Origin of the sequence: Streptomyces sp. NPDC047515, assembly GCF_040643055.1 — a bacterium.
Classification (GTDB): domain Bacteria; phylum Actinomycetota; class Actinomycetes; order Streptomycetales; family Streptomycetaceae; genus Streptomyces.
The window spans coordinates 82,848-107,661 of the sequence record NZ_JBEYTM010000014.1; the positions used below are offsets into that span (position 1 = coordinate 82,848).

The 24,814-nt window shown below is 69.8% G+C and carries 19 protein-coding genes and 1 pseudogene; 6 read left to right on the forward strand and 14 right to left on the reverse strand.

What is annotated here, in order from left to right; all coding sequences use genetic code 11:
* The first annotated feature begins 1 nt into the window (after position 1).
* The 3 genes from ABZ826_RS14810 to ABZ826_RS14820 all read left to right on the forward strand — a co-directional run bounded on the left by ABZ826_RS14810 (position 2) and on the right by ABZ826_RS14820 (position 1,684).
* The gene (locus ABZ826_RS14810) at positions 2-415 is read left to right on the forward strand and encodes a roadblock/LC7 domain-containing protein (protein ID WP_361447084.1); all 414 of its coding nucleotides are present in this window, start codon (positions 2-4) and stop codon (positions 413-415) included.
* A gap of 89 nt (positions 416-504) precedes the next feature.
* Positions 505-1,122, forward strand: a complete 618-nt coding sequence (locus ABZ826_RS14815) for a DUF742 domain-containing protein (protein ID WP_361447086.1) — start codon at positions 505-507, stop codon at positions 1,120-1,122.
* Positions 1,103-1,684 (forward strand): ATP/GTP-binding protein, encoded by a 582-nt coding sequence (locus ABZ826_RS14820; RefSeq protein ID WP_014048542.1) that lies wholly within the window; start codon positions 1,103-1,105, stop codon positions 1,682-1,684. The genes ABZ826_RS14815 and ABZ826_RS14820 overlap by 20 nt, the downstream gene beginning before the upstream one ends.
* 168 nt (positions 1,685-1,852) lie before the next feature.
* On the opposite strand, the gene ABZ826_RS14825 is transcribed toward ABZ826_RS14820, so the two are convergent.
* The 11 genes from ABZ826_RS14825 to ABZ826_RS14875 form a co-directional block, all read right to left on the reverse strand.
* Positions 1,853-2,056 (reverse strand): acyl-CoA carboxylase subunit epsilon, encoded by a 204-nt coding sequence (locus ABZ826_RS14825; protein ID WP_361447088.1) that lies wholly within the window; start codon positions 2,054-2,056, stop codon positions 1,853-1,855.
* A 66-nt stretch (positions 2,057-2,122) separates the two neighbouring features.
* A complete protein-coding gene (locus ABZ826_RS14830) occupies positions 2,123-3,706 on the reverse strand; it encodes an acyl-CoA carboxylase subunit beta (protein WP_361447090.1) in 1,584 nt (527 codons plus the stop codon).
* Between the two features lie 153 nt (positions 3,707-3,859).
* On the reverse strand, positions 3,860-5,092 hold the full coding sequence (locus ABZ826_RS14835; protein ID WP_361447092.1) for a carbohydrate ABC transporter substrate-binding protein: 1,233 nt from the start codon (positions 5,090-5,092) through the stop codon (positions 3,860-3,862).
* A complete protein-coding gene (locus ABZ826_RS14840; RefSeq protein WP_361447094.1) occupies positions 5,089-6,183 on the reverse strand; it encodes a hypothetical protein in 1,095 nt (364 codons plus the stop codon). Before ABZ826_RS14840 ends, ABZ826_RS14835 begins: the two co-directional genes overlap by 4 nt.
* On the reverse strand, positions 6,183-7,595 hold the full coding sequence (locus ABZ826_RS14845) for a hypothetical protein (RefSeq protein WP_361447096.1): 1,413 nt from the start codon (positions 7,593-7,595) through the stop codon (positions 6,183-6,185). The genes ABZ826_RS14840 and ABZ826_RS14845 overlap by 1 nt, the downstream gene beginning before the upstream one ends.
* A 36-nt stretch (positions 7,596-7,631) precedes the next feature.
* Positions 7,632-9,911 carry a tetratricopeptide repeat protein gene (locus ABZ826_RS14850; RefSeq protein ID WP_361447098.1) on the reverse strand — a complete coding sequence of 760 codons (2,280 nt, stop codon included), beginning with the start codon at positions 9,909-9,911 and terminating at the stop codon, positions 7,632-7,634.
* Complete coding sequence (locus ABZ826_RS14855) at positions 9,911-11,299, reverse strand: serine protease (protein WP_361447100.1); 1,389 nt, start codon at positions 11,297-11,299, stop codon at positions 9,911-9,913. Before ABZ826_RS14855 ends, ABZ826_RS14850 begins: the two co-directional genes overlap by 1 nt.
* A 68-nt stretch (positions 11,300-11,367) precedes the next feature.
* Positions 11,368-13,746: a polysaccharide lyase 8 family protein gene (locus tag ABZ826_RS14860; protein WP_361447102.1), complete on the reverse strand. Its 2,379-nt coding sequence runs from the start codon at positions 13,744-13,746 to the stop codon at positions 11,368-11,370.
* Positions 13,747-13,805: 59 nt separating this feature from the next.
* Positions 13,806-17,678: an endo-alpha-N-acetylgalactosaminidase family protein gene (locus ABZ826_RS14865; RefSeq protein ID WP_361447104.1), complete on the reverse strand. Its 3,873-nt coding sequence runs from the start codon at positions 17,676-17,678 to the stop codon at positions 13,806-13,808.
* 371 nt (positions 17,679-18,049) lie between these two features.
* On the reverse strand, positions 18,050-19,588 hold the full coding sequence (locus tag ABZ826_RS14870) for an ABC transporter substrate-binding protein (protein ID WP_361447106.1): 1,539 nt from the start codon (positions 19,586-19,588) through the stop codon (positions 18,050-18,052).
* Positions 19,589-20,213: 625 nt separating this feature from the next.
* Positions 20,214-20,678 (reverse strand): ATP-binding protein, encoded by a 465-nt coding sequence (locus ABZ826_RS14875; protein ID WP_361447108.1) that lies wholly within the window; start codon positions 20,676-20,678, stop codon positions 20,214-20,216.
* 111 nt (positions 20,679-20,789) lie between these two features.
* On the opposite strand from ABZ826_RS14875, the gene ABZ826_RS14880 reads away from it, so the two are divergent.
* A complete protein-coding gene (locus tag ABZ826_RS14880) occupies positions 20,790-21,611 on the forward strand; it encodes a helix-turn-helix transcriptional regulator (protein WP_361447110.1) in 822 nt (273 codons plus the stop codon).
* Positions 21,608-21,811, forward strand: coding sequence for a DUF397 domain-containing protein (locus tag ABZ826_RS14885; RefSeq protein ID WP_361447112.1), 204 nt, complete (start codon positions 21,608-21,610; stop codon positions 21,809-21,811). The genes ABZ826_RS14880 and ABZ826_RS14885 overlap by 4 nt, the downstream gene beginning before the upstream one ends.
* Positions 21,812-21,961: 150 nt before the next feature.
* Here the strand turns inward: ABZ826_RS14885 and ABZ826_RS14890 are convergent, their stop codons facing one another.
* The 3 genes and pseudogenes from ABZ826_RS14890 to ABZ826_RS14900 all read right to left on the reverse strand — a co-directional run.
* A complete protein-coding gene (locus tag ABZ826_RS14890) occupies positions 21,962-22,504 on the reverse strand; it encodes a carbonic anhydrase (RefSeq protein WP_361447114.1) in 543 nt (180 codons plus the stop codon).
* An 865-nt stretch (positions 22,505-23,369) separates the two neighbouring features.
* A complete protein-coding gene (locus ABZ826_RS14895; RefSeq protein ID WP_361447116.1) occupies positions 23,370-23,804 on the reverse strand; it encodes an ankyrin repeat domain-containing protein in 435 nt (144 codons plus the stop codon).
* A gap of 39 nt (positions 23,805-23,843) precedes the next feature.
* A pseudogene (locus ABZ826_RS14900) lies at positions 23,844-23,993 on the reverse strand (IS5/IS1182 family transposase); the annotation flags it as partial.
* Positions 23,994-24,079: 86 nt separating this feature from the next.
* Between ABZ826_RS14900 and ABZ826_RS14905 the strand changes: the two are divergent.
* On the forward strand, positions 24,080-24,775 hold the full coding sequence (locus ABZ826_RS14905; RefSeq protein ID WP_361447205.1) for an IS5 family transposase: 696 nt from the start codon (positions 24,080-24,082) through the stop codon (positions 24,773-24,775).
* The last annotated feature ends 39 nt before the right edge of the window (positions 24,776-24,814 follow it).

Genomic DNA, 24,814 nt, shown 5'->3' on the forward strand with positions numbered 1-24,814 from the left:
GATGAGCCAGGCGGCGCAGAATCTCAACTGGTTGATCACCAACTTCGTGGACAACACCCCCGGGGTGTCGCACACGGTGGTGGTCTCCGCCGACGGACTCCTGCTGGCCATGTCCGAAGGATTTCCGCGCGACCGCGCCGACCAGCTGGCCGCCGTCGCCTCCGGCCTCACCTCACTGACCGCGGGCGCCTCGCGGATCTTCGAGGGCGGCGCCGTCAATCAGACGGTTGTGGAGATGGAGCGCGGATTCCTCTTCCTGATGTCCATCTCCGACGGATCCTCGCTGGCCGTACTTGCCCACCCGGACGCCGACATCGGTCTGGTCGGGTACGAAATGGCCCTTCTCGTCGACCGCGCGGGCACCGTCCTCACCCCGGACCTCCGCGCCGAACTTCAGGGAAGTCTTCTTAACTAATAGACAGACAGTGCGTTTCGCGCCACCGCACCATAAAGTGCGGTGGCGCGGACCCACTGGAATCGGGACCGGCAGGAGGAGGAGGAATCGTGACAACACCCCCAGGCGGACACCGGTACGACGGTGGCCGGAACGTACCGGGTGAGCACGGGGACAACCGTTTCAACTTCCCCTCAGCACCCAGCGGACAGGGCGCCCAGCAGCCGTACCAGCCCTATCACCAGCCGCCGCAGCAGCAGCAGCCGGGCTCCCCCCAGGGTCCCGGGTGGCCTCCGCAGCGGCCGCACCGCTACCACTCGCCTCCGTCGCCCCGCATTCAGCCCGTGCAGCCGCGGCAGGCCCCCGAGCCAGCCGCCCCGGCCGCGCACAATCCGCTGGTCCGTCCGTACGCCATGACCGGCGGCCGGACCCGACCGCGCTACCAACTCGCCATTGAGGCGTTGGTCAGTACCACGGCCGATCCATCCCGGCTGCAAGGGCAGTTGCCCGAGCACCAGCGGATCTGCCGGCTGTGCTTCGAGATCAAGTCGGTCGCCGAGATTTCGGCACTGCTCTCGATCCCGCTCGGCGTTGCCCGAATCCTCGTAGCCGACCTGGCAGAGGCCGGACTCGTCGCTATCCATCAGCCCGGCGGCGACGAGTCCGCCGGCGGCCAGCCAGATGTGACACTGCTCGAAAGGGTGCTCAGTGGACTTCGCAAGCTCTAGCGGCGGAGCAGCCCGCTCCACTACCTCCGCGAAGATCGTGGTGGCAGGGGGCTTCGGCGTGGGTAAGACCACGTTCGTCGGTGCCGTTTCGGAGATCAATCCGCTGCGCACCGAAGCCGTGATGACGTCCGCGTCCGCGGGCATCGACGACCTGACGCACACCGGGGACAAGACCACCACGACGGTGGCGATGGACTTCGGCCGCATCACCCTGGACCAGGACCTGATCCTGTACCTCTTCGGTACGCCCGGACAGGACCGCTTCTGGTTCATGTGGGACGACCTGGTCCGCGGCGCCATCGGCGCCGTCGTCCTCGTCGACACCCGCCGCCTCGCCGACTGCTTCCCCGCCGTCGACTACTTCGAGAACAGCGGACTCCCCTTCGTCATCGCCCTCAACGGCTTCGACGGACACCAGCCCTACACCCCCGACGAAGTCCGCGAAGCCCTCCAGATCGGACCCGACACCCCGATTCTGACCACGGACGCGCGGCACCGGGCGGACGCCAAGAGCGCGCTGATCACGCTCGTGGAGCACGCGCTGATGGCGCGGCTCCGCTAGGGTCTTTCGTTCGGATCGTGCCGGATCGGCGAGCCCGGCGACCGGGACACGCGAGCCCGGCACGATCCGAACGAGAGGCCCTGGGGCCCGGCGAACATGCGGAAGGCCCCGCACTCCTTCGGGAGTGCGGGGCCTTCCGGTTGCGCAGCGGCCGGGGCCGAAGAGGACTCAGCCCTGCCAGGAGTGCGGGGCGCGGAAGCCCGGGGTGCGCTCCAGGCGGCGCCATCCGGCGGTGCTACGACCGCGGTGGGCGGGGGTGGCGGCAGGCTTGGCGGCGGCGCGGGCGAGCAGGACCGCGGTTATCGCGGCCAGCTCCTCGGGGTCGGCAAGACCCTTCTCGACGCGCAGCACGGACTCGCTGGCAGTGCTCATGGGTGGTTTCTCCGTCTTCTCGGCAGGTCTTCGCGGGCTCGGCAGGGTCGCTGCGAGGGCGGCGGACTACTGCGGGGGGTTGCCGTGCTTGCGGGACGGCAGGTCGGCGTGCTTGGAGCGGAGCATGGCCAGCGAGGCGATCAGCACCTCGCGCGTCTCGGCGGGGTCAATGACGTCGTCGACCAGGCCACGCTCGGCGGCGTAGTACGGATGCATCAGTTCGGCCTTGTACTCCTTGACCATGCGGGTCCGCATGGCTTCCGGGTCCTCGGCGTCGGCGATCTGCCGACGGAAGATGACGTTGGCGGCGCCTTCGGCGCCCATCACCGCGATCTCGTTGGTCGGCCAGGCGTACGTCAGATCCGCACCGATGGACTGGCTGTCCATCACGATGTAGGCACCGCCGTAAGCCTTGCGCAGGATCAGCGAGATCCTGGGCACGGTGGCGTTGCAGTAGGCGTAGAGCAGCTTCGCACCGTGCCTGATGATTCCACCGTGCTCCTGATCGACCCCGGGCAGAAAGCCGGGTACGTCCAAAAGGGTGATGATCGGAATGTTGAATGCATCGCACATCTGGACGAACCGGGCCGCCTTCTCCGACGCCTCGATGTCCAGGACGCCGGCGAGGGTCTGCGGCTGGTTGGCGACGATGCCGACGACCTGGCCGTCCAGACGGGCCAGGGCACAGACGATGTTGCGCGCCCAGCGCTCGTGGATCTCCAGGTAGTCGCCGTCGTCGACGAGCTCCTCGATGACCTTGTGCATGTCGTACGGGCGGTTGCCGTCGGCCGGCACCAGGTCCAGCAGGACGTCGCCGCGGCGGTCGGCCGGGTCGTCGCTCGCCACGGTGGGCGGGTTCTCGCGGTTGTTGGAGGGCAGCATCCCGATGAGGTAGCGGACCTCGGCGATGCAGGTCTCCTCGTCGTCGTACGCGAAGTGCGCGACGCCCGAGGTCTCGGCGTGCACATCGGCGCCGCCGAGGCCGTTCTGGGTGATCTCCTCGCCGGTGACCGCCTTCACGACATCCGGTCCGGTGATGAACATCTGGGAGGTCTCGCGGACCATGAACACGAAGTCGGTGAGCGCCGGGGAGTAGGCCGCGCCGCCCGCGCACGGGCCGAGCATCACGCTGATCTGCGGGATGACACCGGAGGCCCGGGTGTTGCGCTGGAAGATCCCGCCGTATCCGGCGAGCGCGGAGACACCCTCCTGGATACGGGCGCCCGCGCCGTCGTTCAGCGAGACCAGCGGGGCACCGGCCGAGATGGCCATGTCCATGATCTTGTGGATCTTGGTGGCGTGGGCCTCGCCCAGGGCGCCGCCGAAGATCCGGAAATCGTGCGCGTAGACGAAGACCGTACGGCCGTCGACCGTGCCCCAGCCGGTGATGACACCATCGGTGTACGGCTTCTTCGCCTCCAGGCCGAAGCCGGTCGCCCGGTGCCGGCGCAGCTGCTCGACCTCCTTGAACGAACCCGGGTCGACCAGCAGCTCGATGCGCTCACGCGCCGTCAGCTTGCCCTTGGCGTGCTGCGCCTCGGTCGCGCGGTCACTCGGTCCGCGGCGGGCCTGCTCGCGCAGTGACAGCAGCTCGGCCACACGGCCACGGGTGTCAGTCGGCTCGCCCGGGGTTTCGTCCACAACGGTCATGTACCGACCCTACGAAGCCCGGCAAGCAAATCCTGCCGTCGACTCCGTACAGTCTCCTGACCCGTTTCCTGGTGGAGCCGGACAGAATCATGGCGGCATGTACGCGAAGTACCAGCCCTCACGGGTCCGTCTTTGTGCGGGTCCGACAAAGGCTCACTGTGGTCTGCTGCACACTCCTGTCAGCCTCCGGGTGTGCTCCGGTTGGGCGTCCTGGACCTTCTGGACGTCTGCGAGCCGGGCCCGCACCGGGTCGCCGGGGTGAGCGATGGTCAGCAGCACCGCCTCGTAGAAGGCGTCCCGCACCGCTGCCGGCATGACGTCGGAGGCATCCAGGCAGCGCGGCACCCGCTGGTCGGTGAGCCGGCTGCTGATCTGCTTCTCGACCTCTCCGTCCTTGGCGTGCACGGCGGAGTTCGGCGAGAATACCCCGGCCTTGTGGCCCCATTCCTCCTGGACCTTCCGGGAGGCGAGCCGCTTGAGCAGATCGCGGGCCTGCGTGGACTCTCCGAAGAGGGCGGCGAAGTCGGCGGACACCTCACGGCCCCTCATCGACGGGCCGCCGGGCAGCAGTCGCGCGGAGTCCGTGAAGGCGGCCCGTTCCTTCCGATCCTTGTAGAAGGACCGGGCGAAGGAGCCCTGGTGCTCCAGGTCACAGCCGTTGTCGAAGAGCAGCCCGTGCCCGCCGGGTCCGCCCCGGTGGTCGAGGAGCAGGGCCCGGTGGCCGGCCGCCGGATCCTGGGCCAGCAGTCCGGCCCACCGGGTCCAGGCGTCGATCACCGGATCGTCCGTCCATTCCATGTCCCCGGTCGCCCACTTCTCGTAGTCGTCCGGCCCCGCGCTCTGCAGGATCAGGTCCTCGATCCAGTCGCTGCCGGGCCAGCCGGAGGCCCCGTCGTCGCCCATGCCGATGCACCAGGAGGCCAGCGGCGCGGGGCCGGAGGGCGGGATGCGGCCCTTGGGGTACCAGACAATGCTTTTGAGGTCGGTCTTGAGCGGCACCCACAGATCGTGGGCGATGTCCTTCGCCCTGGGCTGCCACGGCGGGCCGTACTCCTTGGGCTCGTACAGGCCCTTCAGGGAGCGCAGCCTGCCCTCGGCGGCGTACTCGACGAGGTCGCCGAGGCCCGGCAGGATCGCGATGTCGGGCGGATTGCCCGCCTGCACCTCGGCGAGCAGGACTTCCCGGGTGGCGGCGGTGCCCTGGTAGGTGTACGGAATGCCCAACCCGTCCAGGACGTCCCTGAACTGCTTCTCCTGGTCGTCGGTCCAGGAGCCGAGGATCGTCACCCTCGGCTCCTCGTCGCCGCCCGGGGCCGCGAGTCCGCAGCCCGACGCGGTCAGGACCAGGGCCAGCACGAGCAGTACGGCTCTGACGCGCGGAATCATCCGGCCCTCCAGTAGTCGGCGTTGAGACGTCTGCCGATGCCGACGGCGGGCAGGAGGACGATCAGCGCACTGCCGCTCAGAGCCCCGTAGTAGGTCAGGCTCTGCCAGCCCTGGGCGGCCAGATCGGTGCGCAGGTTCGTCGACGTCTCGGTGATGTCCCGCTGGGACTCGGCCAGTCTTTTGAGTTCGCCGGCCTGTTGTGCGTGCGTCGGCTTCGCGGTGGCGCGCTGCTGGGACTCGGCCAGGTCACTGTGTTCGCGGGCCGTTCGTTCGATCTCGACGAGCCCGCCGCGCGCGGTGTCCAGCCGGTGCTGGGTGATCGTGGTCGCCCACAGCGGGAACACCGCGAGCGCGACGGCGGCCACCAGTGAGACCAGCAGGCACGGGTCGAAGCTGCGACCGCAGCGGCTGCGCAGCAGCCAGAGCGCGGACGAAATGGCCAGGACGGTGATCAGCAGGCCGAGTTCGGCGATCGCCCAACCGGTCCGCCGGAGGGTGCCCATCGAGCTGACCGCTTCGATCCGGTTCATCTGGTGCTGCTGAAGGACGCCGAGGCGCGGCACCACTCCGGTGCCCCGGCGGCTGAGGATCGTCTCGGCCTCCTTGAACTTCTCCTGCTGCATCAGCTCGTCCTCGTCCGACACGTACTTCACCGCACCGGGGGTGATGGAACTGCTGTACGAGGTCAGCAGGCCGTTGACGGTTTCGAGTACCCCGCGGCCGCGGTCCCCGTCGATCTGTACGTCGGAGAGCCGGGAGAGGCCCTGGCCGGCGGCGGAGAGCTGGTTCTCGTACCGCGCGCCGGTGCCGACCACGCCGTCGATGCCCTCGTCGACGGAGTACTGGGCCTCCTGGTGGGCGCGCAGCAGGGCGAGTTGGGTGGCGGCCACTCCCTGCACGGCGGGTGCGCCATGGTTGCGCATCTCGCCTGCCGAGATCTGCACCCCGCGGTACGAGATCAGCAGCGCGCTCAGCGAGACCACCGACGCCACCGGAATCGCGATCAGATGCCATGCGAGCAGTCGCCTGGTTCTGGAACCGCCCGGCCGGCGGGTCCGGGAGGCGCGCATCCCTCGGATCGGCCAGGGCATCACAGTTCCCTCCCGCACTTGATGCAGAACCGGGCGTGCGAACCGGCGGGGTACCGGCAGTCGGGGTCCGGGCAGTGGACCGGTCGACCGGCCGGGCCTTCGGGCAGCTCGACCATGTGGCCGGAGGCGATGTGCAGCTGTCCCTGACGGACGCTCGCCGGGTCGACGGTCGGCCCGACCCTGACCCGGCCCTGCCGGGCGTCGACGATCTCGACGACCTCGCGGATGCCCTCCAGGACCCACTGCACACCCATCTCGTCGGCCAGCCGGACGGCGAGGCCGAGTTGCTGCTCGGCCTCGCCGCGGTTCAGCGGGTCGAGTGCGGCGTAGCCGCGTTTGAGTGCGGTCCGCATCCGGGTGGTGTCGTTCACCGCCTGAACGGTGCCGCCCCCGCCGCCGGGCGGCCCGGCGGCGGCGCCCGGCGGCAGCCAGCGCACCACGACCGGGGAAGTGGCGCCGCCGACGGAGACGGTGGCGAGCTGAAGCGGTACGCCCAGAGGATCGGTGCTCGCGTCGACGCGCAGGGCGAGGAGGTAGTCGCGGACGCCCGGCTCCCACTGGTGGGTGAGGAAATCGACCCGGTCCGGCCGGTACACCGCGTCGAGTGGCTGCTGGCGGGGCGCGGTCTCGGTGAGTTCCGCCGCGAGCACGGCCGGGCGCAGGGTCACCTCGACGGGCAGTTCGGGGCTGCGGACCCGGCGCAGCCGGCGGAGCGCACCGCTGACGACGGGGCCGAAGCGGTCGGGTACGGACTCGGCGGCGCCGTGCAGCCGTTCGGCGACGGCGAGCAGTGCTCCCGGATCCCAGTCGCTGCCCACCGCGAGCACATCGGCGGTGAACGCACCTTCGCACGCGGCGAGTTCGGCGAGGAGACCGCTGTTCTCGCGGAACGCGTCGTCCTCGTCGTCCCGGCTGCTCCCGTCAGTGATCAGCAGCAGATGTCGTACGGGCAGGACGCGCTCGGCGAACAGCTCGCGGGCCGTCGCCAGCCACGTCGCGTACCCGATGGGCGGGTTCCCGCCGGCGGCAGGGGCGATCCGGCCGGCGCTGAACGCGGCCCGGCGTCTCTCCGCGCCGTCGGCCAGCGCCCAGCGGCCCCTCAGCGGATAACACCGGGAGGGTCCGGGCCCGTCGGCCGGTGCGCCGCCCAGGACGGTGAAGGAGATCCCGTCGGGCAGGGCCCGCAGGGCGGCGGCCAGGGCTGACTCGGTCGCGTCCCGGCGCACTTCGGTGGCGTCCACCGCGATGATTACGGCGATTTCGACCGCGGGCGTCTCGTCCCGCGGCCCGACGCCGACCGCCTCGACTCTCACATGGGCGTCGATGCGCGCTTCGTGGTGCGGCTGCTGGTCGCGCAGGACATCGACGGACAGCTTCATGTCGAGGCCGGGCAACGGGACGGTACGGCCCATGGGATTGCCTCCAGCGGATACGGCACCGGGTCGGGATCAGAATCGGGTTTGCGGGCGGACCGCGTGGGACAGGTCGATCAGCCGCTCGTACTCGTCGGGCTTCTGCCGTTGCCGGGCCAGCCAGCGGTAGCAGTCCTCCAGTTGTTCGCGGACCGCGCGTTCGCCGGGCACGGGAAGCGGTGGCAGTCCGTGCCGCAGCCACCCGGTGCGCCGGGGCGGACCACCGCCCGCCCGGACGGTGTCGAGCTTCCACTCGTACAGCTCGGTGCGCAGCAGCCAGGCCGCTTCGTCACCCGCCACGATCGGCCCCGGGACGACCGCGGCAAGGCTCGCGTCGATCTGCGCACGCTCCGGCAGCGGCCGCTCCCCCGTCGCGAGCCTGGCCGCCCGGATGCGCAGGGCGGCGATGCGTGCGACGGCGTGGTCCCGGGACTCGTCGGGCACCAGGTCCAGGACGCCGGCCGCCGCATCCCGGTCGCCGCGTGCCAGGGCCAGCCTGGCCAGCCCCAGCGCGGCGCCGACATGCGAGGGGTTGCGGGCGTGCACGGCCCGGAAGAGTTCGTACGCCGAAGGGGTGGCGCCGGCCGGGTGGTCAGGGCCGAGCTGTTCCGCGACGTACGCGAGCGCCAGCTTCGCCGCGTACTCGCCGGGCAGCGCCCGGTGGACGGCCTCGAAGTGCCCCAGCGCCTCCTGCAGCAGTCGCTGCCGGTCGTCCAGCACGTCGGCGCCGCGCAGCGCGACGAGCCCCCGGTGCCAGCTGAGCCGCCACTGCCGTACCGGCCCAGGCCCCGGAATGGCGTCCGCCGCCCGCACCTGCTCGCGGGCCCGGTCCAGTGCGTCGGGGCCCTCCTGACCGAGCAGCAGCCGAACGTTGTGCAGGCAGATCTCCACCGACCGCTCCCCCTCGGCGGGCTGGGTCAGCGGCTGGCCGGGGTCGTAACTGCTCACCAGGAACCGGGCGGACTCCGGGTCTCCCCGATATGGCACCGGCACGGGCAGCCGACGGGCGATCTCGGTGGGGGTGGGGAGCCCGGAGTCCAGGACGGGGGCGTCGGGCGTCTCGTGGCGGCGGTGGAGGGGGCGACGCAGCCAGTGCGCGTAGTCGGGTACGGAGCCCAGCCGGGCACCGAGCAGCTCGGTGGACGGGGTGAAGTACTTGGACGGTTCGGGCTGGTCCCGTTTGCCGCGCAGCGCCCGGATCTCGCGCAGCACCCCGCGGAGCTGGCCCGCCATCTCCTCGGCCGTCTCGAACCGGCGTTCCGGGTCGAAGGCCGTGGCCCGTTCAACCACCAGCCGGAAAGAGCTGGTGCCGAGACCGGGTACGTCGTCACCGACCGCCCAGCCGGCCAGTTCGGCCAGTGTCATCCCGACCGTGTGGATGTCGTGGGCGGCGGTCAGCGGCTTGCCGCCGTCGGTCTCGGGCGCCGCATATCTGGGGGTGATCACCGGCGGCGGCTCGGTGGACCCGCGCTTGCGCACCCCGCCGAGGTCGATGACCTTGATGCCGTCGTGCCGGTGGACGACGTTGGACGGCTTCATGTCCCCGTAGAGGAATCCCATGCCGTGCAGATGGGTGAGGGCTTCCAGGATCTGGCAGCCGTAGGTGATGACATGCTCGATGTCGAGGACGAAGATGCCCTGCCGGGTCGATTCGATGATCGCGGAGAGCGTGCGGTCGCCGACGTCCTCCATCACGATGTAGCCGCCGGACACCGTGCCGTCCGCTCTGCGGGTACTGACGAAGTCCCGGATCTGGACGATGCGTTCGTGCCGGATGGCGACGAGGCTGCGGCGCTCCTCGTCGGCCTGGGCGGCGCCCCGTTCCGCGTACCGGTTGAGGAGCCCCTTCACGGCGACGGGCTCCTCCAGATGGGTGTCCTCGGCGAGATAGACCCACCCCTGACCGCCGTGGGCGATGGGCCCTCGGATCCGGTACTGGTCCTGGAGCAGCGGCCCGCCCTCGGTGAGTTCGGGGCGGTAGGAGTACGGGGCGCCGCACTTGGGGCAGTGGCCCTCGTCCGGCGGCGGGGCGGCGGTGTACGGCGCGACGAAGTCGGTGGAGCAGGACTTGGCGGAGCAGCTCATCAGGATGCGGGCCTGCGCCTTGGCGGCCTCCAGCCGCCGGTCGGGGGGACTCGGTTCGAGCGGGGGGAGTTCGAGCAGTCCACCCGGCCCGTACTTCTCCGGGGCGCTGGGCAGTGGTCGGAGCCCGGGGCCGTTCTCGGAGCGGCCGCACGTGTCGCAGTAGCCGGTGGACTGCACCGCACCGCCGCAGGGGGCTCCGGTGAACCGGCGGTGCGGGCAGGGAATCCTCATCAGCGCTCCGCCCGGCCCCGGTCCGTGCACTGCCCCGGAACGTCCGCCCCGCCGGCGCCGTCGTGACGGTCCAGGTCCGCGCCCAGTTCGCGCAACAGGGCGCGCAGGGATCTGAGTTGTTCATGGGTGTCGGTGAGGGCGCGCGCCCGTGCCAGCTGTCGGCGGCGGCCCGCGGAGTCCCCCGGGGGCGGCGGGCCCAGCGAGGCCGATTCCACCATGCCGTTCAGCCCGGCCCAATTCCGTTCACTGTCCTCGACGCGGCGGATCAGCAGGGTGGCCCGTTCGTCGAGGGCGGGGAGGAGCAGGTGCCGCGCCGCCTCGGTCACGCCTTCACCGCCGCCGTCCCTGGCGATGATCAGCAGCCGGAAGCCGAGCGCCCGCACCCGCGCGAGTAACGGCACCAGCCGGCGCGGCTGCCGGTCCTCGTCGAGGCCGATCACGGCGAGCGTGGGCCCGGAGGGGCCGGGCCGCAGGTCCTGCGGCTCCTCCGGCTGCGTGCCGCCCGCCAGCAGCCAGTCGCGGTACGTCCGGAGCCGGTGCTGCGGCAGGCGAAGCCGTATCACCAGCTCGTCGACGAACTCCTCGGGCGTGGTGCGGCCACCCCGGTAGACGAGATGGGCGCGGTGCAGCTGATGCCGCAGGGTGCGGTCGCGGCCGCCGCCGCGCGGTACGACGCTGAAACGCACCGCGGGCTGCTCTCCGCCTGCGAACCAGTTCCGCAGACGCCGCGCGAGCCCCTGATCCCAGCCGTCGGGACCGCTCAACTTGGCCACCAATGGCACGAGTTCGGCGATGCGGTCGATCGGGACCATGTAGGAGAACGCCAGTGCGTTCTCGGTGGCCGGTGTCAGATCGAGGTCACCGCGCCAGGCGACCACGATCCCGACCACCTGCTCGGGCGCCCCGTCCCCCTCGCCGCGCACCTGCACGGCGGCGCCGCTGAACCCCGGCCGCACCACCTCTTCGTTGCGCTCGGCGCCGAGCTGGATCCACGCACCGTGCGCCCCCTCGATCTCCCCGGTCAGCCACATGCCGTCGGCGAAGTTCCACGAGTATCCGCCGATCCACACCTGACGGCCCCGCTCCAGACTGCGTCGGAGCGAGGCCGGGGTGGCCTGCGGACGCGGGCTGTCCAGGGCCAGTACGGCGATGTCCTCGCGGGTCGCGCCGAGACCGGGCAGCCAGCCGCCCTCGGCGACCCGCGCCCCGACCGGGGCGATGCCGGGGTTCTCGGCGAACTCCACCCACATCCGGGCGTCCGGGTCCCTCACGACATGGGCGCACGTCAGCGCCCGGTCCTGGGTGAGCAGCACGCCGGCCCCGCGCACCTCACCGTGCGGGTCGTCACGCCGCAGCCGCAGCCGCCAGTCCGCCCTCAACTCCCCCATAGCGCAAGAGAGTACGCGCGTAGCGGGCACCGCTCCCAGCCCTCGGACGCACTCCGGTCACCCGGTGTCTACCGGACGTCACACCGCAGGGTGCCTCCCTCGGTCCCCGGGCGGACCCTCAGCACCAGCCGCCGGCCGGTGGCGCGCACCTCGATGCCGGGGTCCGCCGTGACGACCTCGCGCACCGGCCGCTCCCAGACCACGTCCACCGGCGCACCGGTCCGGTCCGGCCCGCTGACGCACACCGTGGTGGTGTGTCGCCCTTCTCGCACGAGCACGCTCGCCGCGGCCGTGGCGGAGAGCGGACCGGCCGCGCCCGGCTGCCAGAAGTTGGCGGCGGTCAGCCCCAGCGAGCGGACGGCGACCGCCTGCGCGGCGGCGGTGTTGGCGTGCACCGTCAGCCACTTCCGGTCGGCCGCACGGGCGGTGACGGCACGCCGGGCGGCGCCGGGCATCAGCAGGTAGACGTAGTCGGCGTCGACGGGGTCGGTGCCGTGGTCGAGCCAGAGCGTCTGATAGCGGCGGGTGCGGCGCTCGGTGGAGCTGGTGGTGTTGATGTCGGACCAGGCGCCGGTGCGGTCCTCGCGCAGCGTGCGCAGGTCCGCGCCGCCGGGGAGGACCCAGCCGCCGTGGCCCTCCAGGTGGGCCCAGCGGGGGCGGGCGGAGGGGTCGACGGTGAGCGGTTGCGTACCGCCCTCGCCGATCAGGCGGTTGTCGACGATCGTCTCGACCGGGACCTGGTCGGTGGCGGTGATTCCCGCGCCGAGGCAGATGACCGTGTCGGCGGCGCAGAACCACGACTTGCGGGCTTCCAGGGTCGAGCCGAGGCCCTTGAGGTGCTGGCCCACCGCCCCGAACTCGCCGTCCGTGGCACCGCCGACCCAGGTCACCGCGGGCTTGGGCGCACCCCATTCGCCACCCGCCCCGTCGGCGAGCCGCTTGGTGGACGCGGTCGTTCCGGGCAGCCGGTAGAAGTCGACGGTCGGCCAGAACCAGTCGGTGTACTGGTCGTTCTCGTTCTCGCCCGGCCACCAGTAGAGCATTCCGGCGCCGGTGTGCCAACCGCGCGGATTCTCGCCGTTGCCGCACTCGTAGTGCGAGATCCGGTCCGAGGCCATGGAGATGCCCGCGGCCCAGTGCGGGCGCCGGTGCACGGCGCGGGCCATGCCGGCGAAGAGGTGGTGGCCCACCCGTTCGGGCGCGGCCGGTACGGCGGCGGCCTGGACGGCGTGCAGCCGGGCCAGGTCCGCGATGCCGAACTGGCGGGCGGTGAGGACCGGGCTGGTCCGGTCGCGGGCGATCCAGCCCTTGATCAGCCCGTGCCACCGGTCGCGCTCGGCCGCCGAGGCGCCCGTGGCGAGGAGCGCGATCCCGGCGATGATCCCCTGCCCGTGGAAGTGGTCGCCACGCATCACCCGGAGCTCGTCGTTCTTCAAAAGTCCACGGCTGATGGCACGCCCGTTGACGCTGTCCATGACCAGGCCGTTGTAGATCAGCGGTGCGTACGCCCGCTCGACGCTGTCGAGGATGACCTGCCGGGCCGGGTCGGTGACCGCCCAGCTCGATCCGGCGAGCAGCGCGAAGAGGCGGCCGAGGCCGTCGAGCATGACCTGGCCGTAGGTGCCCGAGTAGGCGATGGTGGTGTGCTGGATGAACGATCCGTCCGCGTACAGGCCGTCTCCCCCGGTGACGTACGGGAAGACGGGTGACAGCGCGTCCCGGGCCAGCGCGACCTTGGCGGGGGCCCGGCCGAGGACGCCGCGCAGGGCGACGGAGCGGCACAGGTCGACGCGGTTGGCGCCGGTGGAGGTGCCGCTGTAGTCGTGGAGCACGGAGTCCGGGATGAAGTGGTCGACGGCGGCGCAGGCGGCCTCGACGCGGGCCGTGCCGAGCTGCTCGTACAGGACGGACGTGATGTCCATGAGGATGCGCGGGCTGCCGATCTGCCACTCCCACCAGTTGCCGTACGGCGTGACGGAGGCGTGGTAGGCGGTCTGCGCCAGGTGGTCGTAGCCGCGGACGATGTCGGCGAGGAGGGCGGCGTCGCCGGTGGATCCGGTGCCCGGCTGGGCGTACGCCTGGGTCATCGTCCACAGGCGGCCGTAGCTCTGGGTGATGCCGGACGGCGGGTCGTACGGGATGCCGGGCCACAGCGAGCCGGTGGCCGGGCTCATCGTCGTGCGAAATCCCCGGGCGAGCGTGCCGGTCTCGGTGAGGCGGGAGGCGAAGGGTTCGGCGGCCGCGTCGTAGCCCGAGCCGAGCGCGATGTCGGCCCAGCGTCGGCGCAGGACGTCGAACTCGTCGGCCTCGGCAGCGGTGGCGGCCGTCCCGGAACCGGGGAGGGAGAGCGCCAGGGCGGTGGCGGCCGAGAGGGTCAGCAGGGTGCGGCGCGGCCATACGGGCGGGTTCGGCATGTGCGGCTCCAGGTCGTCGGGGGGGTACGCCATTCGCACGCGGGATGCGGGGTGGGTGGGCACGGTGCGCACCCACCCCGCATCCTGCGATCTCAACTACCGCAATGGAAGCGGGCGTCACCCCAGTCCGCGTGGTCGTTGCCGTTGCCGTCCCCGCCGTCGCCGACGACGAGCTCGACGTACTTGGCACCGGTGACGTCCGCCGTGAGCGGCCAGGCGTTGTCGGCCGCCTTCAGCACCGGCGACTTCACCTTCTCGGTGCCGTCGGCCGTGACACTGAACTGCACGCTGCCGCGTGAGGTCTGTACGTCGTCCACGCCCACCTCGGCGGTGAAGCTGGTGCACCGGCCGCCCAGGTAGTAGCGGATCCTCGCCGGGGCGTGGCTGCCGAGGCCCTTGGCGTAGACGGTGCCGCCGATGGTCAGCGGGGTGCCGTCGCCGCTGCCCTGCTCACCGTTGGAGAGATCCCGCTCGACGGGGCCCCAGCCGTTCTCGGCGAGCGTCCAGTCGAGGTCGCTGGCCCAGCTGTCGGTGGTGGGCGGCGGCGGCAGGGTCCGTACGGAGGTCTGCGCGCCGAGCGTGCGGCGAGCGCCGCCGACCGTGTACGACGCCTCGGAACCCAGGCTGTAGGGCTGGTACTTGGCGTCCACCGGCGGAGTGACCCGCCAGCTGCCGGTGACCTGGGCGCCCGCCGCGACCGAGTCGAAGGCGACGGCGCCCGTGGGCTCCGCCTTCCAGCCCTCGGGGACGGTCAGGCTCAGCGTGACACCGGTCGCCGCGGTGGCCTCGTAGTTGGTGAAGCTCGCCTTGACGGTGTTGGCCGCGCCCGGCTCCAGGGTCTCGGCGCCCGCGTCGACGGCGAGCGTGCCGCAGGCGGCGATGTCACCGGCGGGGGCCGGGCCGAGGTCGGTCACGGTGAACGCGTCGAGGACGAAGTCGGCGCCGTCGGGCGCGTCGTCGCGCTTGCGCAGCCCGGTCCAGGTGTCGCCGCAGCCGGCGGTGACGGTCTCGGAGAAGTGACCGGTGGTGCGCTGCTGTCCGATGGGGGTGGCGCGGGTCTCGACCGAGCTCGGCTTGCCTTCCGCGGTGATCCGGTCGTAGCCGTCGACCCACTCATAGGCCCCGGCGTGGCTGGACTGGTAGTCGTACTCCACCTTGTACCGGTGGCCATCGGTCATCGGCACCGTCCAGGGCGCGGTGCGGTAGACGAGTCCGCCGTTCTCCTCGTGGGCCTTGAGGGACTCCTTGCCGCCGATCACGTCGTCGACGAGCTTCCCGTTCCAGCCGGCCTGGGTGTACGGGGCGTGGAGCTGCGAGATGACCGTGCGGGGGTCGGTGGAGCCGCCGGCGTCGCCCTTGAGGAAGGGCCCCCAGCCCTGGTCGACGTCCTCGAAGTCCTCGTACACGACGGTGTTCTTCCTGGTCGCCGGGGCATTGGCGACGATCCGTACGTCATCGCCCCGGACACTCGCCGTGCTGCCCTCGGCCGCTTCGATACGGAGGGTGGCGCGGCCGTTCGCCGGGGCGGTGAAGTTGACCTTGGCGCGCTGGAAGTACGTGCCGTGCCAGTCGGACGCGGCGACGTAGTCCTTCGCCGTGGAGCGGTCCACCGCGACGGACTGCCCGCCGATCGAGAGCGTCGTGTGCCGGGTCTTCCCGGGCTGGACCTCGATCAGCGCGGACGCGGTGTAGCGCTTGCCGGGCTTGAGGCCGTCGACGCGCTGCGAGAGCGCCGCGGTGGAACCGCCGGAGAGCTCGGCGCTGTTGCGGCCCTTGTCGTCGGTGTCGCGGGCCACGGTTCCGGTCTTCGACCAGGCCTTGAGCCCGTTGTCGTTGAAGCCGGGGTCGTCGACCGGGGTGCCCTGGCCCCACTGGACGTCGGCGGCCTTCGGCGCCTGGTCCGGATAGAGGACGTACGGCTGTCCCGCCTCGGCGGTCAGCGTGATCTTCCCGCCGACGGGCTTGACCGTGCCGGTCTTGACGCGCCCGTTGTCGGTGAGCTCGTAGACGGTGTACGTGCCCGTGGACGGCACGGCCCACGTGCTGGTGCCGCCGGACTTGCTGTAGTGGTAGAGCTTCTTGCCGCCGTCCCACGGCAGCAGGTAGTCGGTGCCGCTGAGGACCTTGCGGCCATGGTCGTAGAAGGTGCGCTTGCCGTCCTCGACCGTGCCCCGGACGTCTCCGGTGAAGGTGATGTCATTGCCGTCCCAGCGGACGATCTTCTGCTGCTGGGCGTACTTGGCGGGCAGGTCGCGCTGCCAGATGTTGTCGTAGAAGGCGTTCCAGTCGGTCTCGCCGGTCCAGCCCTCGAACTCGTCGATGGCGCTCTGGCCGAGGACCGGGTCGTTGTTCCAGGTGTCCCGCTCGCCGTTGCGGATGAAGCGGATGATCTTCGAGTTGAGGCCCTTGTTGGTGGCCCCGCCGTAGTCGAGGTCGTTGGCCCAGTGCGACCACAGGGTGCCGCGCTCGAACTTGTCGGACCACTCGCTGCCGACGTTCCAGCCCTGCTTCTGCACGGCCTGGAGGGTCTTGTCGGCGATCCAGCCGTGCGTGTAGTAGACGTCGATGTAGAGGAAGCTCAGGTTGCGGTCGGTCTCGTCGCGCAGCTGCTGGAAGCGCTTGGCCAGGTCGCCGCTGTTGATGTCGCGGCGCTGGTCGATGTAGTAGCTCTGGCCCAGCCAGTTCCAGCCCGGCCTGGTCTTGTCGACGAGCTGCTCGTCGAACGCCTTGGCCTCCGGGTACGCCTCGGTGGCGTTGACGTGGACGCCGAAGGTGGCGCCCCACTTCTTGCCGTCCTTGAGGAGCTCGTTGAGGTCCTTCAGCCCGCCGGCGCGCTTGTTGTAGTCGCCGCCGTAGTCGGGGTGGGCGGAGTCGTGCCCCTCGGAGGCGTACCCCTTGAGGAGGGCCAGCTGCCCGAGGCCGTCCGTGGACAGCGAAATCCGCTTGACGTCGTCCAGGGTGCGCAGGAAGGGGTGGGTGGCCTGGCTGGCGAAGTTGAACGGGATGTGGGTGATGACCCGGTCCGGGGTGTCCTCGCTGCCGGGCGCCTTGATGCCGATGGTGCGGAACGCGACGGCGCCGTCCTGCCAGTCGACCTTCTTGTCGCCGTTGGCGTCGGGGGTGACGACGACCTTCGCCCAGGGAAGGGCGTCCCCGCTCTCCGGCTTGGCCGCTCCCTCACCCCGGTAGGTCCACTGCCCGGACCACACGCCGACCCGGACACTGCCGTCGTCGGCCTTGCGTGCCTGGTGCCAGAACCGGGCCTTGTCGCCGCCGCTGGCACCGGAGGGCTTGTCGTACGAGGAGTTGGACTCGACGGCCGCGGCGAGGGAGCCGGTGTTGAGCAACGCGTACGTGGCACCGACCGGGTCCTTGTCGGCGGCGGTGTCGGTGGTGACCGGGGCGAAGACGTCGGCGGTCCTCGTGGAGTCGTTGTCCAGCCGGGTGAAGGCGGTGGCGGCGCCGTTGTCCGCGGAGCCGACGGAGACCAGGTCGTGGCCGGGTATGTCGATGGTGCCGACGCGGAACGCCTCGGTGTCGCGGACGGCCGTCACCTTGAAGGTGGTGGCGCGTCCGGCGACGGAGAGCGAGGCGTCGATCTCGACGCCGGGCAGGTCGGTGAAGGTCAGTGTGTACCGCGCGGTCGAGCCGGTGACCGCGGGCGAGCCCTTGAGCTTCACGGGGTGCGCGGTGCCGTTGAGGGTGACGGCGGTGACCGGCCGGGTGCTGCCGAGCAGCCGGCTGCCGCTGGCCTTGTCGGTGTACGCCAGGACGCGCGGGAAGTCGTCGGCGACGGCGACCGAGAGCTGCGTGGACTGGAGGACGGTGGCGTCCGCGGCCACGGCCGACTCGACCGCGGCGGGTGACGGGGCGGCGGCGTCGGCGGGGAGCGCGGTCCCCACCAGCGCCAGGACGGCGGCTGAGGCGGCGGCGACAGCGCCCGCCGAAGTGAATCTTGGTGACATGTGCTCTGAGTAGTGCCCGTGGCCGGACACCGTCAACGACGTACGGCGACTCGGGGCGCTCCAGTCCAACAACCGCCGTGCGTAAGTCCAAGTGGACGGTACGTGTCCGCCGGGCGGCGCCGCGATGGCGGGTCGTTCCCGGTCGGACCGGGTCGTTCCCGGCCGGAACGGGCCGGACGGGCCGGGCCGGGCCGGGCCGGGCCTGCCGTGCGGGTACGCGGTGCCGGTGTCCGGTGCGGCGGTGTGCGGCAGGGCCGCCGTCGGCGCGGTCCGGCCCACACCCGAGGACGCTCGGCCAAAGACGTTCCGGTCGCGGGAACCGAGCGCGCCGGACCGTCCTCCGGTCTCCGCCACGGATCACGGGACAGCCGTCACGGCGCGGTGCCGAGCTCCCAGAACCGGAAGACGGTCGACGTGTCCAGGCAGTTCTGCAGGCCCCGGACATTCTCGTGGGCGACCGCGTACTGCTTTCCCTGCCAGAGCGGCAGGAGCGGCAGTTGCTGCGCCACGATGTCCTGCAGCTTGCCGAAATCCTCCCGGGTGTTCGAGCGGTCGGTCACGGACGAAGTCTGCGGGATGATCCGCTTGGTTATCTCGCTGTTCTCATAGTTGTTCGACAGGACATTGCCCTTGCCGAAGAACGGCTGAGTGAAATTGTCGGGGTCGGGATAGTCCGGCACCCACCCCTTGACGTAGATCCCGTACTTACCGTCGGCGATGTCCTTCTCGTACTGGTCGAACGGGACGGACTTCATCTTCGCCTCGAAGAGGCCGCTCTTGTTGAGCTGGTCGGCGATGGTCTGCAACTCGTCGTCGGTGGCGGGCCCGTAACGGCTCGGGGTGGACCAGAGGGTGAGTTTCACCTTGTCGGTGATACCGGAGGCCTGCAGGGCATCCTTCGCGCGTTGAGGCTGCGCGCTGTCGCCGTAGGTGTCGAAGAAGGAGGTGCCGTGGCCGGTGATGCCGGCCGGGATGATCGAGTAGAGCGGCGCCGCCGTGGACTCGTAGACCTTGCTGACCAGGGAGTTGCGGTCGACGAGATAGGCGATGGCCTTGCGCACACCGAGCTTGCCGACCACCGGGTCGGCCATGTTGAAGACCATGTGCTGGACCTCGGCGCTGTCGCCCTGGACCACCTCGATGCCGTTCTTCTCCGCGGTGGGCGAGGTGTCCAGGGCGGCTATCGCCTTGGCGGTGAGGCCACGGTAGGCGATGTCGACATCGCCCTTCTCCAGGGACGTCTTGAGTGCCTGCTGGTCTCCGCGGAAGAGCTTCAGCGTCACGCCGCCGTTCTTCACCTCGGCCGTTCCGTGGTAGCCGGAATAGACCGAGAATTCGGCCTTCGACTTGTCGATCGAATCCAGCATGTAGGGGCCGGAACCAACCGCCTTGCCGCCCTGGAGCAGCCTGTCTTTGGGATAGACCCTGTGGTCCACGATGGAGCCGGCACCCGATGCGATCTTGCTGGGAAAGATGGCGTCCGGCACCTTGAGACGGAACACGACCGTCTTGTCGTCCGGCGCACTGATCGCCGAGATGGTGGAGAGCAAGGGCGCCGGGCCCGCCGGGTCGTTGATTTCGATGGCCCGGTCGAAGGAGTATTTGACGTCTTCCGAGGTGAGGCTGTGGCCGTTGCTGAACTTCAACCCGTCACGCAAAGTGCAGGTGTAGGTCCGGCTGCCGTCCGAGAAACCGCAGTTCTTGGCGGCCTCCGGCACGGGTATGGAAGCCCCGGGCGGGAAGCTCAACAAGGACTGGAAGACATTGTTGAACAGCAGCCAGGACCCGGGGTCGTACCCCGCGGCCGGATCTGTCGCAAGGATGCCGTCGGACATCCCGACGACCATCTTCTCCTTGCTGTCGAATGCAAAGATCTGGTCGTCGGAGCCGCAGCCTGTCAGCAGGGCCATTGCTAATCCACTGGCGATGAGGATGCTCGACCGCCTCGTACGAACCTTCACAGAACGTGCCTCATACTCTCGGCCGGCCGTACGGGTGCCCCCTGACAACCGGAACAGGTCAGGAACTACTGCAAACACCACGACCGTCCAGCACAAACGGCAGTCCGGGCGCGGAGGTGTGGAACGACTACCTGTCAGGACTCGGTGTCCATCGGGAATTCTACGCGCGGTGACTGGCAGGAACATTACAAGAAATGAACGGCGGTGGACAGGTCGTGGTCGATCTGGCGGCGCGTCGAACAACCCAGTAGTACACCGCGCGACCCGACGGCAAACCGCGCGACAAGGAAATCTTCCGACCTCCGGCACCGTCGGCCCGGGATGCCCGATATCGGTACGCGACAAGGAAGACAAGCCGGGCCGAGAGAGACAGTGAGGTATTCATTGTGCGACGACAGCCACTTCGGCCACTTCGACCCGGTCGGTATTAATCCCCTATTGCAGCAACTGTCGGCCGAACAGGTGGGGTGGCAAGAATCCTCCACCTGCGGCGAAAACCGACCGGCCGCCGGACATGTCGGCGGCGACCGCGTCGACCCGTCCGGTCATCCGAGGGACGCGTCAACCCGTCCAGTCATCCGGGGAGCGCCTCGGCAGAGCCACACGGCTCGGCGCACGGGGCGGGCCCACGTACCGCGAACTCGCACCACACCACCTTGCCGGGATTCCGCTCCCCCACCCCCCACTTGTCGGCGAGCGCCGCCACCAGCAGCAGCCCGCGCCCGCCCTCCGCGTCGGAAGCCGGGTCCGCAACGACGGGGCGCACCTCCCCGTCGCCACTGTCGTGGACCTCGACGCGCAAGACATCGTCGGCCGGCTTCAGGTAGAGGTGGACACGGAAACCACGACCGGGCGGGACGCCGTGCAGCAGGGCGTTGGTGACGAGTTCGCTCACGCAGAGCAATACGTCGTCGGCGCGGGACTCGCACGCCCAGTCGACGAGCGCCTCGCGCACGAACTGCCGTACGAGTGGCACGGCGCGGCGTTCCCTGCGATGGAACACCTCGCGGAAGCAGGGGAGTTGAGTTGGTTCGTTCACACAGCCAACGTCACACAAAGTCACTAGCGTTGATCAGTGCGTCGGGTCGTACAACGCGCTTGTACGGGTTCTGACGGGTCATCCGGGTTTCGTGACGGGGAGAGGCAGTCCATGCACTCGGCGAAGAAGAACAAGCGGATCACGTCCTGGCACTTGATCGGCGCCCAGCTGGCGACGTTCCGAAAGGCGGCCCGGATGACACAGGCGGCTCTGGCCGATCGGTGCTGCGTGGGCGAGGACACGATCGCGTCGATCGAACAGGGACGCAGGGCACTGCAGGTGGACTTCGCGGCACAACTGGACGAACTCCTCGACACGAGGGGGGTGTTGCAGGTCGCGGTGTCGAAGGTGCCGACGAAGGAGCGGTTCCCGGCGTTCGTGCAGGACTTCGTGGAGTACGAGCAGGAGGCGGTGACGCTGCTGTCGTACCAGAGCCAGGTGGTACCTGGGCTGCTCCAGACAAAGGAGTACATCCGGTTCGTCTTCTCCTGCCTCTATCCGCCTCTCGAAGAGGACGAGCAGGAGGAGTGGGTGGCAGGCCGACTCGACCGGCAGAAGCTCCTCGATCGCAAGCCCCGCCCGATGCTGCATTTCGTGCTGGAGGAGAGCATTCTCCGCAGCGAGATCGGGGACCCCGTCATGCTGCGGGAACAGATCCGGCATCTGCGTCAATGCATGGAACTCCCGTTCCTGGGGCTTCAGATCATGCCAATGAAACTCCCGAAGCACGCGGGACTGGCGGGTCCGATGGTGCTGCTGGAGACACCTGATCACGACCACCTTGTCTACGTGGAGGGGCAGCTGACCAGCTACCTGCACGAAGATCCAGATGACGTCAGCGTGCTCCAACAGATGTATGGGATGCTGCGTTCGCAGGCGCTTTCTGTCGAGAAGAGCGCGCGCCTACTGGACGAACTGCTTGGAGAGTCATGACCCGCGCAGCACACCCGGACCCTCGCTCCGCCACCCTCGTCTGGTTCAAGTCCAGCTACAGCAGCAGCCAGGGCGGCGACTGCGTCGAGGTGGCCGCCCACCCCGCCGCCGTCCACATCCGCGACTCCAAGGTCACCGACGGCCCCGTCCTCACCGTTCCCCCTGCCGCCTGGGCCGCCTTCCTCAGCGCCACGGCCTGAGGCGGACACCCGCCCCACCTGTCAGCGGTTCCGGCTCGCGACGCGAGCGCTTCATCGGAGACCAGTTCGCCCGCGGCCGGCCGAGGTGGGGACGTTCCTGGAGAGCGAAGATCACCGAGGTCACGTTCACCAGCCCGGACCGGGTCCCGCTCAGCCGGGCTGCACGACGGTGGTGATCTTCCCGGTCCCGAGGTCGTAGGCGTAGCCGCCGATCTTGATGTTGCCGATGCCCGGCGCGAGCTCGGGTGCCGCGCGCAGCTTGGCGATATCCTTCCGGACCGTCTTGGACGGCTCCAGGACGGCCATCTCCAAGGAGGTCTGTTCGTCCCAGCCGCCGCGGGCGGCGTAGCCGGCGCGCAGATCATCGTCGGCGAGCAGTCCCGAGCCGCAGTCGGTGTGGTGGATGACGGCGATCTCGAACCAATCCGCGTCAGGAGTCCTGTTCTCGTGCAGGTGCACGATCCAGGCGAGGTCCTTGATGACCGCCGGCGTCACTCGGCCGCCGACGTTACGTGCGACGATCGCTTCTCCGAGCCTGGCGCCCAGCACAGCCGCGGGCTCCACGCGCGAATCGATGCAGGTGATCAGGTACAGCTGCTTGAAGGGGATGAACGGAATCCGGGGGACGTCAGCCTGGGCACCGGAGGCCGCGAAAGCCTGATTGCGCTCCAGGTACGGGGTGAAGTTCGACATGGCTGATTCCTTCAGGAGGCGGTGGCAGCCTGGGGCTGTGAGACCGGCACCCCATGCGTGGCGTCGATCTCCGCGATGCGCGAGCCGGTCCGTTCGGCCGTGAACCGCAGGCGGGCGGCGGCAAGCCGCCCTAAGGGCTGTCCCGTAATCCCTGGTGGATCAGCGTGCGGCGTCGGATGCGGCGCATCACAAGGCGAACGGACGCCCGAATACTGGATGTATTCGGGCGTTCCGACAACGCGGCGAGGTGCCGTAGCTGTCGTCGCACGCCCGCCAGCGATGTCGCACGCCCGCCAGGGATTACGGGACAGCCCTTAGGCACCACCCTCGCCCACGAGGCGATCACGCGCCAGGCGGGCTCGCCCGGCAAGGGAGAGCCGAGCGTCGTGCGCCGGCGGACTTGCCAGCAGTGACCGGGTCCCTGGCAGCCCTTGTCCGCGATGTCTTCCGGATCTCGTCGCAGAGCTGATCACTCTCCTGGAGAACGAAGGAGAGCGCGAGCCGGCCATCTGTGCGTGGGATCTTCGTCTGGTCGACGAGTGCCGCTGCGGCGATGACTTTTGCCAGAGCTTCCAGACCGCAGCTCATCAGCAAGGGCAGCCATATGGCGCCGGCCATCGGTGCGTGCCGCTCCTGCCCTCGCGAGGCATGCTGTGCCTGGACGTCGTGGATGGCCAAATCATCTATGTCGAAGTACTTGATCGGCCACCCATGCACCACCGGAGTGATTAGAGCCTGTCGGGCGGCCTCTGATCGGGTGCGGCCACGCCCTGGCACGCACGCTTCCCGCGTTGCCGAAATGCCCTGGGCGGGTGTATCGGAAGTCGATCTTGAGATCCATGCAACGTGATGGCGAACGCTGCTGCTATGTCGTTCGCCCGCTGGTGGTGGCGCCCGCCGTGGTGAGGAGAGCGACAGTTGCGAGGTGGGGGCCATTGTTCGCCCAGTCCAAGGGGGACCAGCCTGTGCCGTGATCTTCCTGCACATTCGGATCGGCACCGTGCGCCAACAGCGCGCGCGCTGTCTCGGTGTGCCCCCAGCATGCGGCTGCGCACAGCGGCGTGCCCTCTGCGCCGATTCCGCTGCTCTCGGTGTCAGGGGAGGCGCCGGCCGCCAGAAGCAGGCGGGCGATCTCGGCTTCTCCGTTCACGGATGCGGCGTACAGAGGGGTGGTGCCTTCGCTGTCGGCTTGCTCCGGGTCTGCCCCAGCCCGCAGTACCGCCTTCACGGCAGCGGTGTCACCCACCGGAATCGCGTTGAAGAGGCGCCGGGAGAGCTTCTTTCGCTGCCGCTGGTTCATGAGGGCCGAGGTTAGCGACTGGGCGCGTGGTGGGGCCAGTCATATCCATTCGTTGATGGCCGCGACCAGCACTGTTGCTTCATAGCGGACCGCGAGTTTGTCGTATCTCGTGGCGACGGCTCGGTTCCTCTTGAGGCGGTTGATGCCGCATTCGACCGCGTGGCGCTCGCGATAATCGATCTTGTCGAACTTGTCGAACTTCGGCGGGCGACCGCCGGCTATTGCCGCAGGGTGCCAAGGCGGGGCGGCCACCCATCTGACCTCGGCGGCGGCTGATCGACGGCATACGGTTCCGGGTCCGCACGGGTGTTCCGTGGCGGGACGTCCCCGTCGAGTACGGACCGTGGGGCCGGATCTACGATCTGTTCCGCCGATGGCAGCGGAACGGCACCTGGCACCAGGTCCTCACCCGGCTTCAGTCCCTGGCTGATGCGAAGGGCGCGATCACGTGGGACCTGAACGTCGACTCCACAGTGTGCCGCGCCCACCAGCATGCGGCCGGAGCTCGTCGGCAGGGTGAACTACAGAAAGAACCGCCGGGCGGCGTGTTCGCCGAGCCTGGTGATCACGGGCTGGGACGCTCGCGGGGCGGGTTCACCACCAAGCTGCACCTGGCCGTCGAGCAGGGCCAAAAGCCCATGTCGATCGTGGTGACGGCAGGGCAGCGTGGCGACTCGCCGGAGTTCGAAACGGTGCTGAAGAAGGTCCGCGTGCCCCGCCTCGGGCCGGGCCGGCCGCGCGTCCGCCCCGATCGCGTGCGCGCTGACAAGGCGTACGCCTCCCGCAAGAACCGCGGCTCCCGCGGTGGCCGGCCGCCCAAGTTCAACGCCGAGGACTACAAGGCTCGGCATGCCGTCGAGTGCGGCATTAACCGCCTCAAAAGGAACCGAGTTGTGGCCACGAGATACGACAAGCTCGCGGGCCACTACGAGGCCACTGTCCTCGTAGCGGCCATCAATGAGTGGCTGTGACCAGCCCAGTCAGGGATGGCGGACGGACAGCCCGTGGAG

Excerpts from the sequence above, each read along its gene's own strand:
- ABZ826_RS14855 (WP_361447100.1), bottom strand. The coding sequence starts at position 11,299 with ATGGGGGAGTTGAGGGCGGACTGGCGGCTGCGGCTGCGGCGTGACGAC.
- ABZ826_RS14850 (WP_361447098.1), bottom strand. The coding sequence starts at position 9,911 with ATGAGGATTCCCTGCCCGCACCGCCGGTTCACCGGAGCCCCCTGCGGC.
- ABZ826_RS14870 (WP_361447106.1), bottom strand. The coding sequence starts at position 19,588 with ATGGCCCTGCTGACAGGCTGCGGCTCCGACGACCAGATCTTTGCATTC.
- ABZ826_RS14885 (WP_361447112.1), top strand. The coding sequence starts at position 21,608 with ATGACCCGCGCAGCACACCCGGACCCTCGCTCCGCCACCCTCGTCTGG.
- ABZ826_RS14825 (WP_361447088.1), bottom strand. The coding sequence starts at position 2,056 with ATGAGCACTGCCAGCGAGTCCGTGCTGCGCGTCGAGAAGGGTCTTGCC.
- ABZ826_RS14830 (WP_361447090.1), bottom strand. The coding sequence starts at position 3,706 with ATGACCGTTGTGGACGAAACCCCGGGCGAGCCGACTGACACCCGTGGC.
- ABZ826_RS14835 (WP_361447092.1), bottom strand. The coding sequence starts at position 5,092 with ATGATTCCGCGCGTCAGAGCCGTACTGCTCGTGCTGGCCCTGGTCCTG.
- ABZ826_RS14880 (WP_361447110.1), top strand. The coding sequence starts at position 20,790 with ATGCACTCGGCGAAGAAGAACAAGCGGATCACGTCCTGGCACTTGATC.
- ABZ826_RS14890 (WP_361447114.1), bottom strand. The coding sequence starts at position 22,504 with ATGTCGAACTTCACCCCGTACCTGGAGCGCAATCAGGCTTTCGCGGCC.
- ABZ826_RS14845 (WP_361447096.1), bottom strand. The coding sequence starts at position 7,595 with ATGGGCCGTACCGTCCCGTTGCCCGGCCTCGACATGAAGCTGTCCGTC.
- ABZ826_RS14895 (WP_361447116.1), bottom strand. The coding sequence starts at position 23,804 with ATGAACCAGCGGCAGCGAAAGAAGCTCTCCCGGCGCCTCTTCAACGCG.
- ABZ826_RS14840 (WP_361447094.1), bottom strand. The coding sequence starts at position 6,183 with ATGCCCTGGCCGATCCGAGGGATGCGCGCCTCCCGGACCCGCCGGCCG.
- ABZ826_RS14860 (WP_361447102.1), bottom strand. The coding sequence starts at position 13,746 with ATGGCGTACCCCCCCGACGACCTGGAGCCGCACATGCCGAACCCGCCC.
- ABZ826_RS14865 (WP_361447104.1), bottom strand. The coding sequence starts at position 17,678 with ATGTCACCAAGATTCACTTCGGCGGGCGCTGTCGCCGCCGCCTCAGCC.
- ABZ826_RS14810 (WP_361447084.1), top strand. The coding sequence starts at position 2 with ATGAGCCAGGCGGCGCAGAATCTCAACTGGTTGATCACCAACTTCGTG.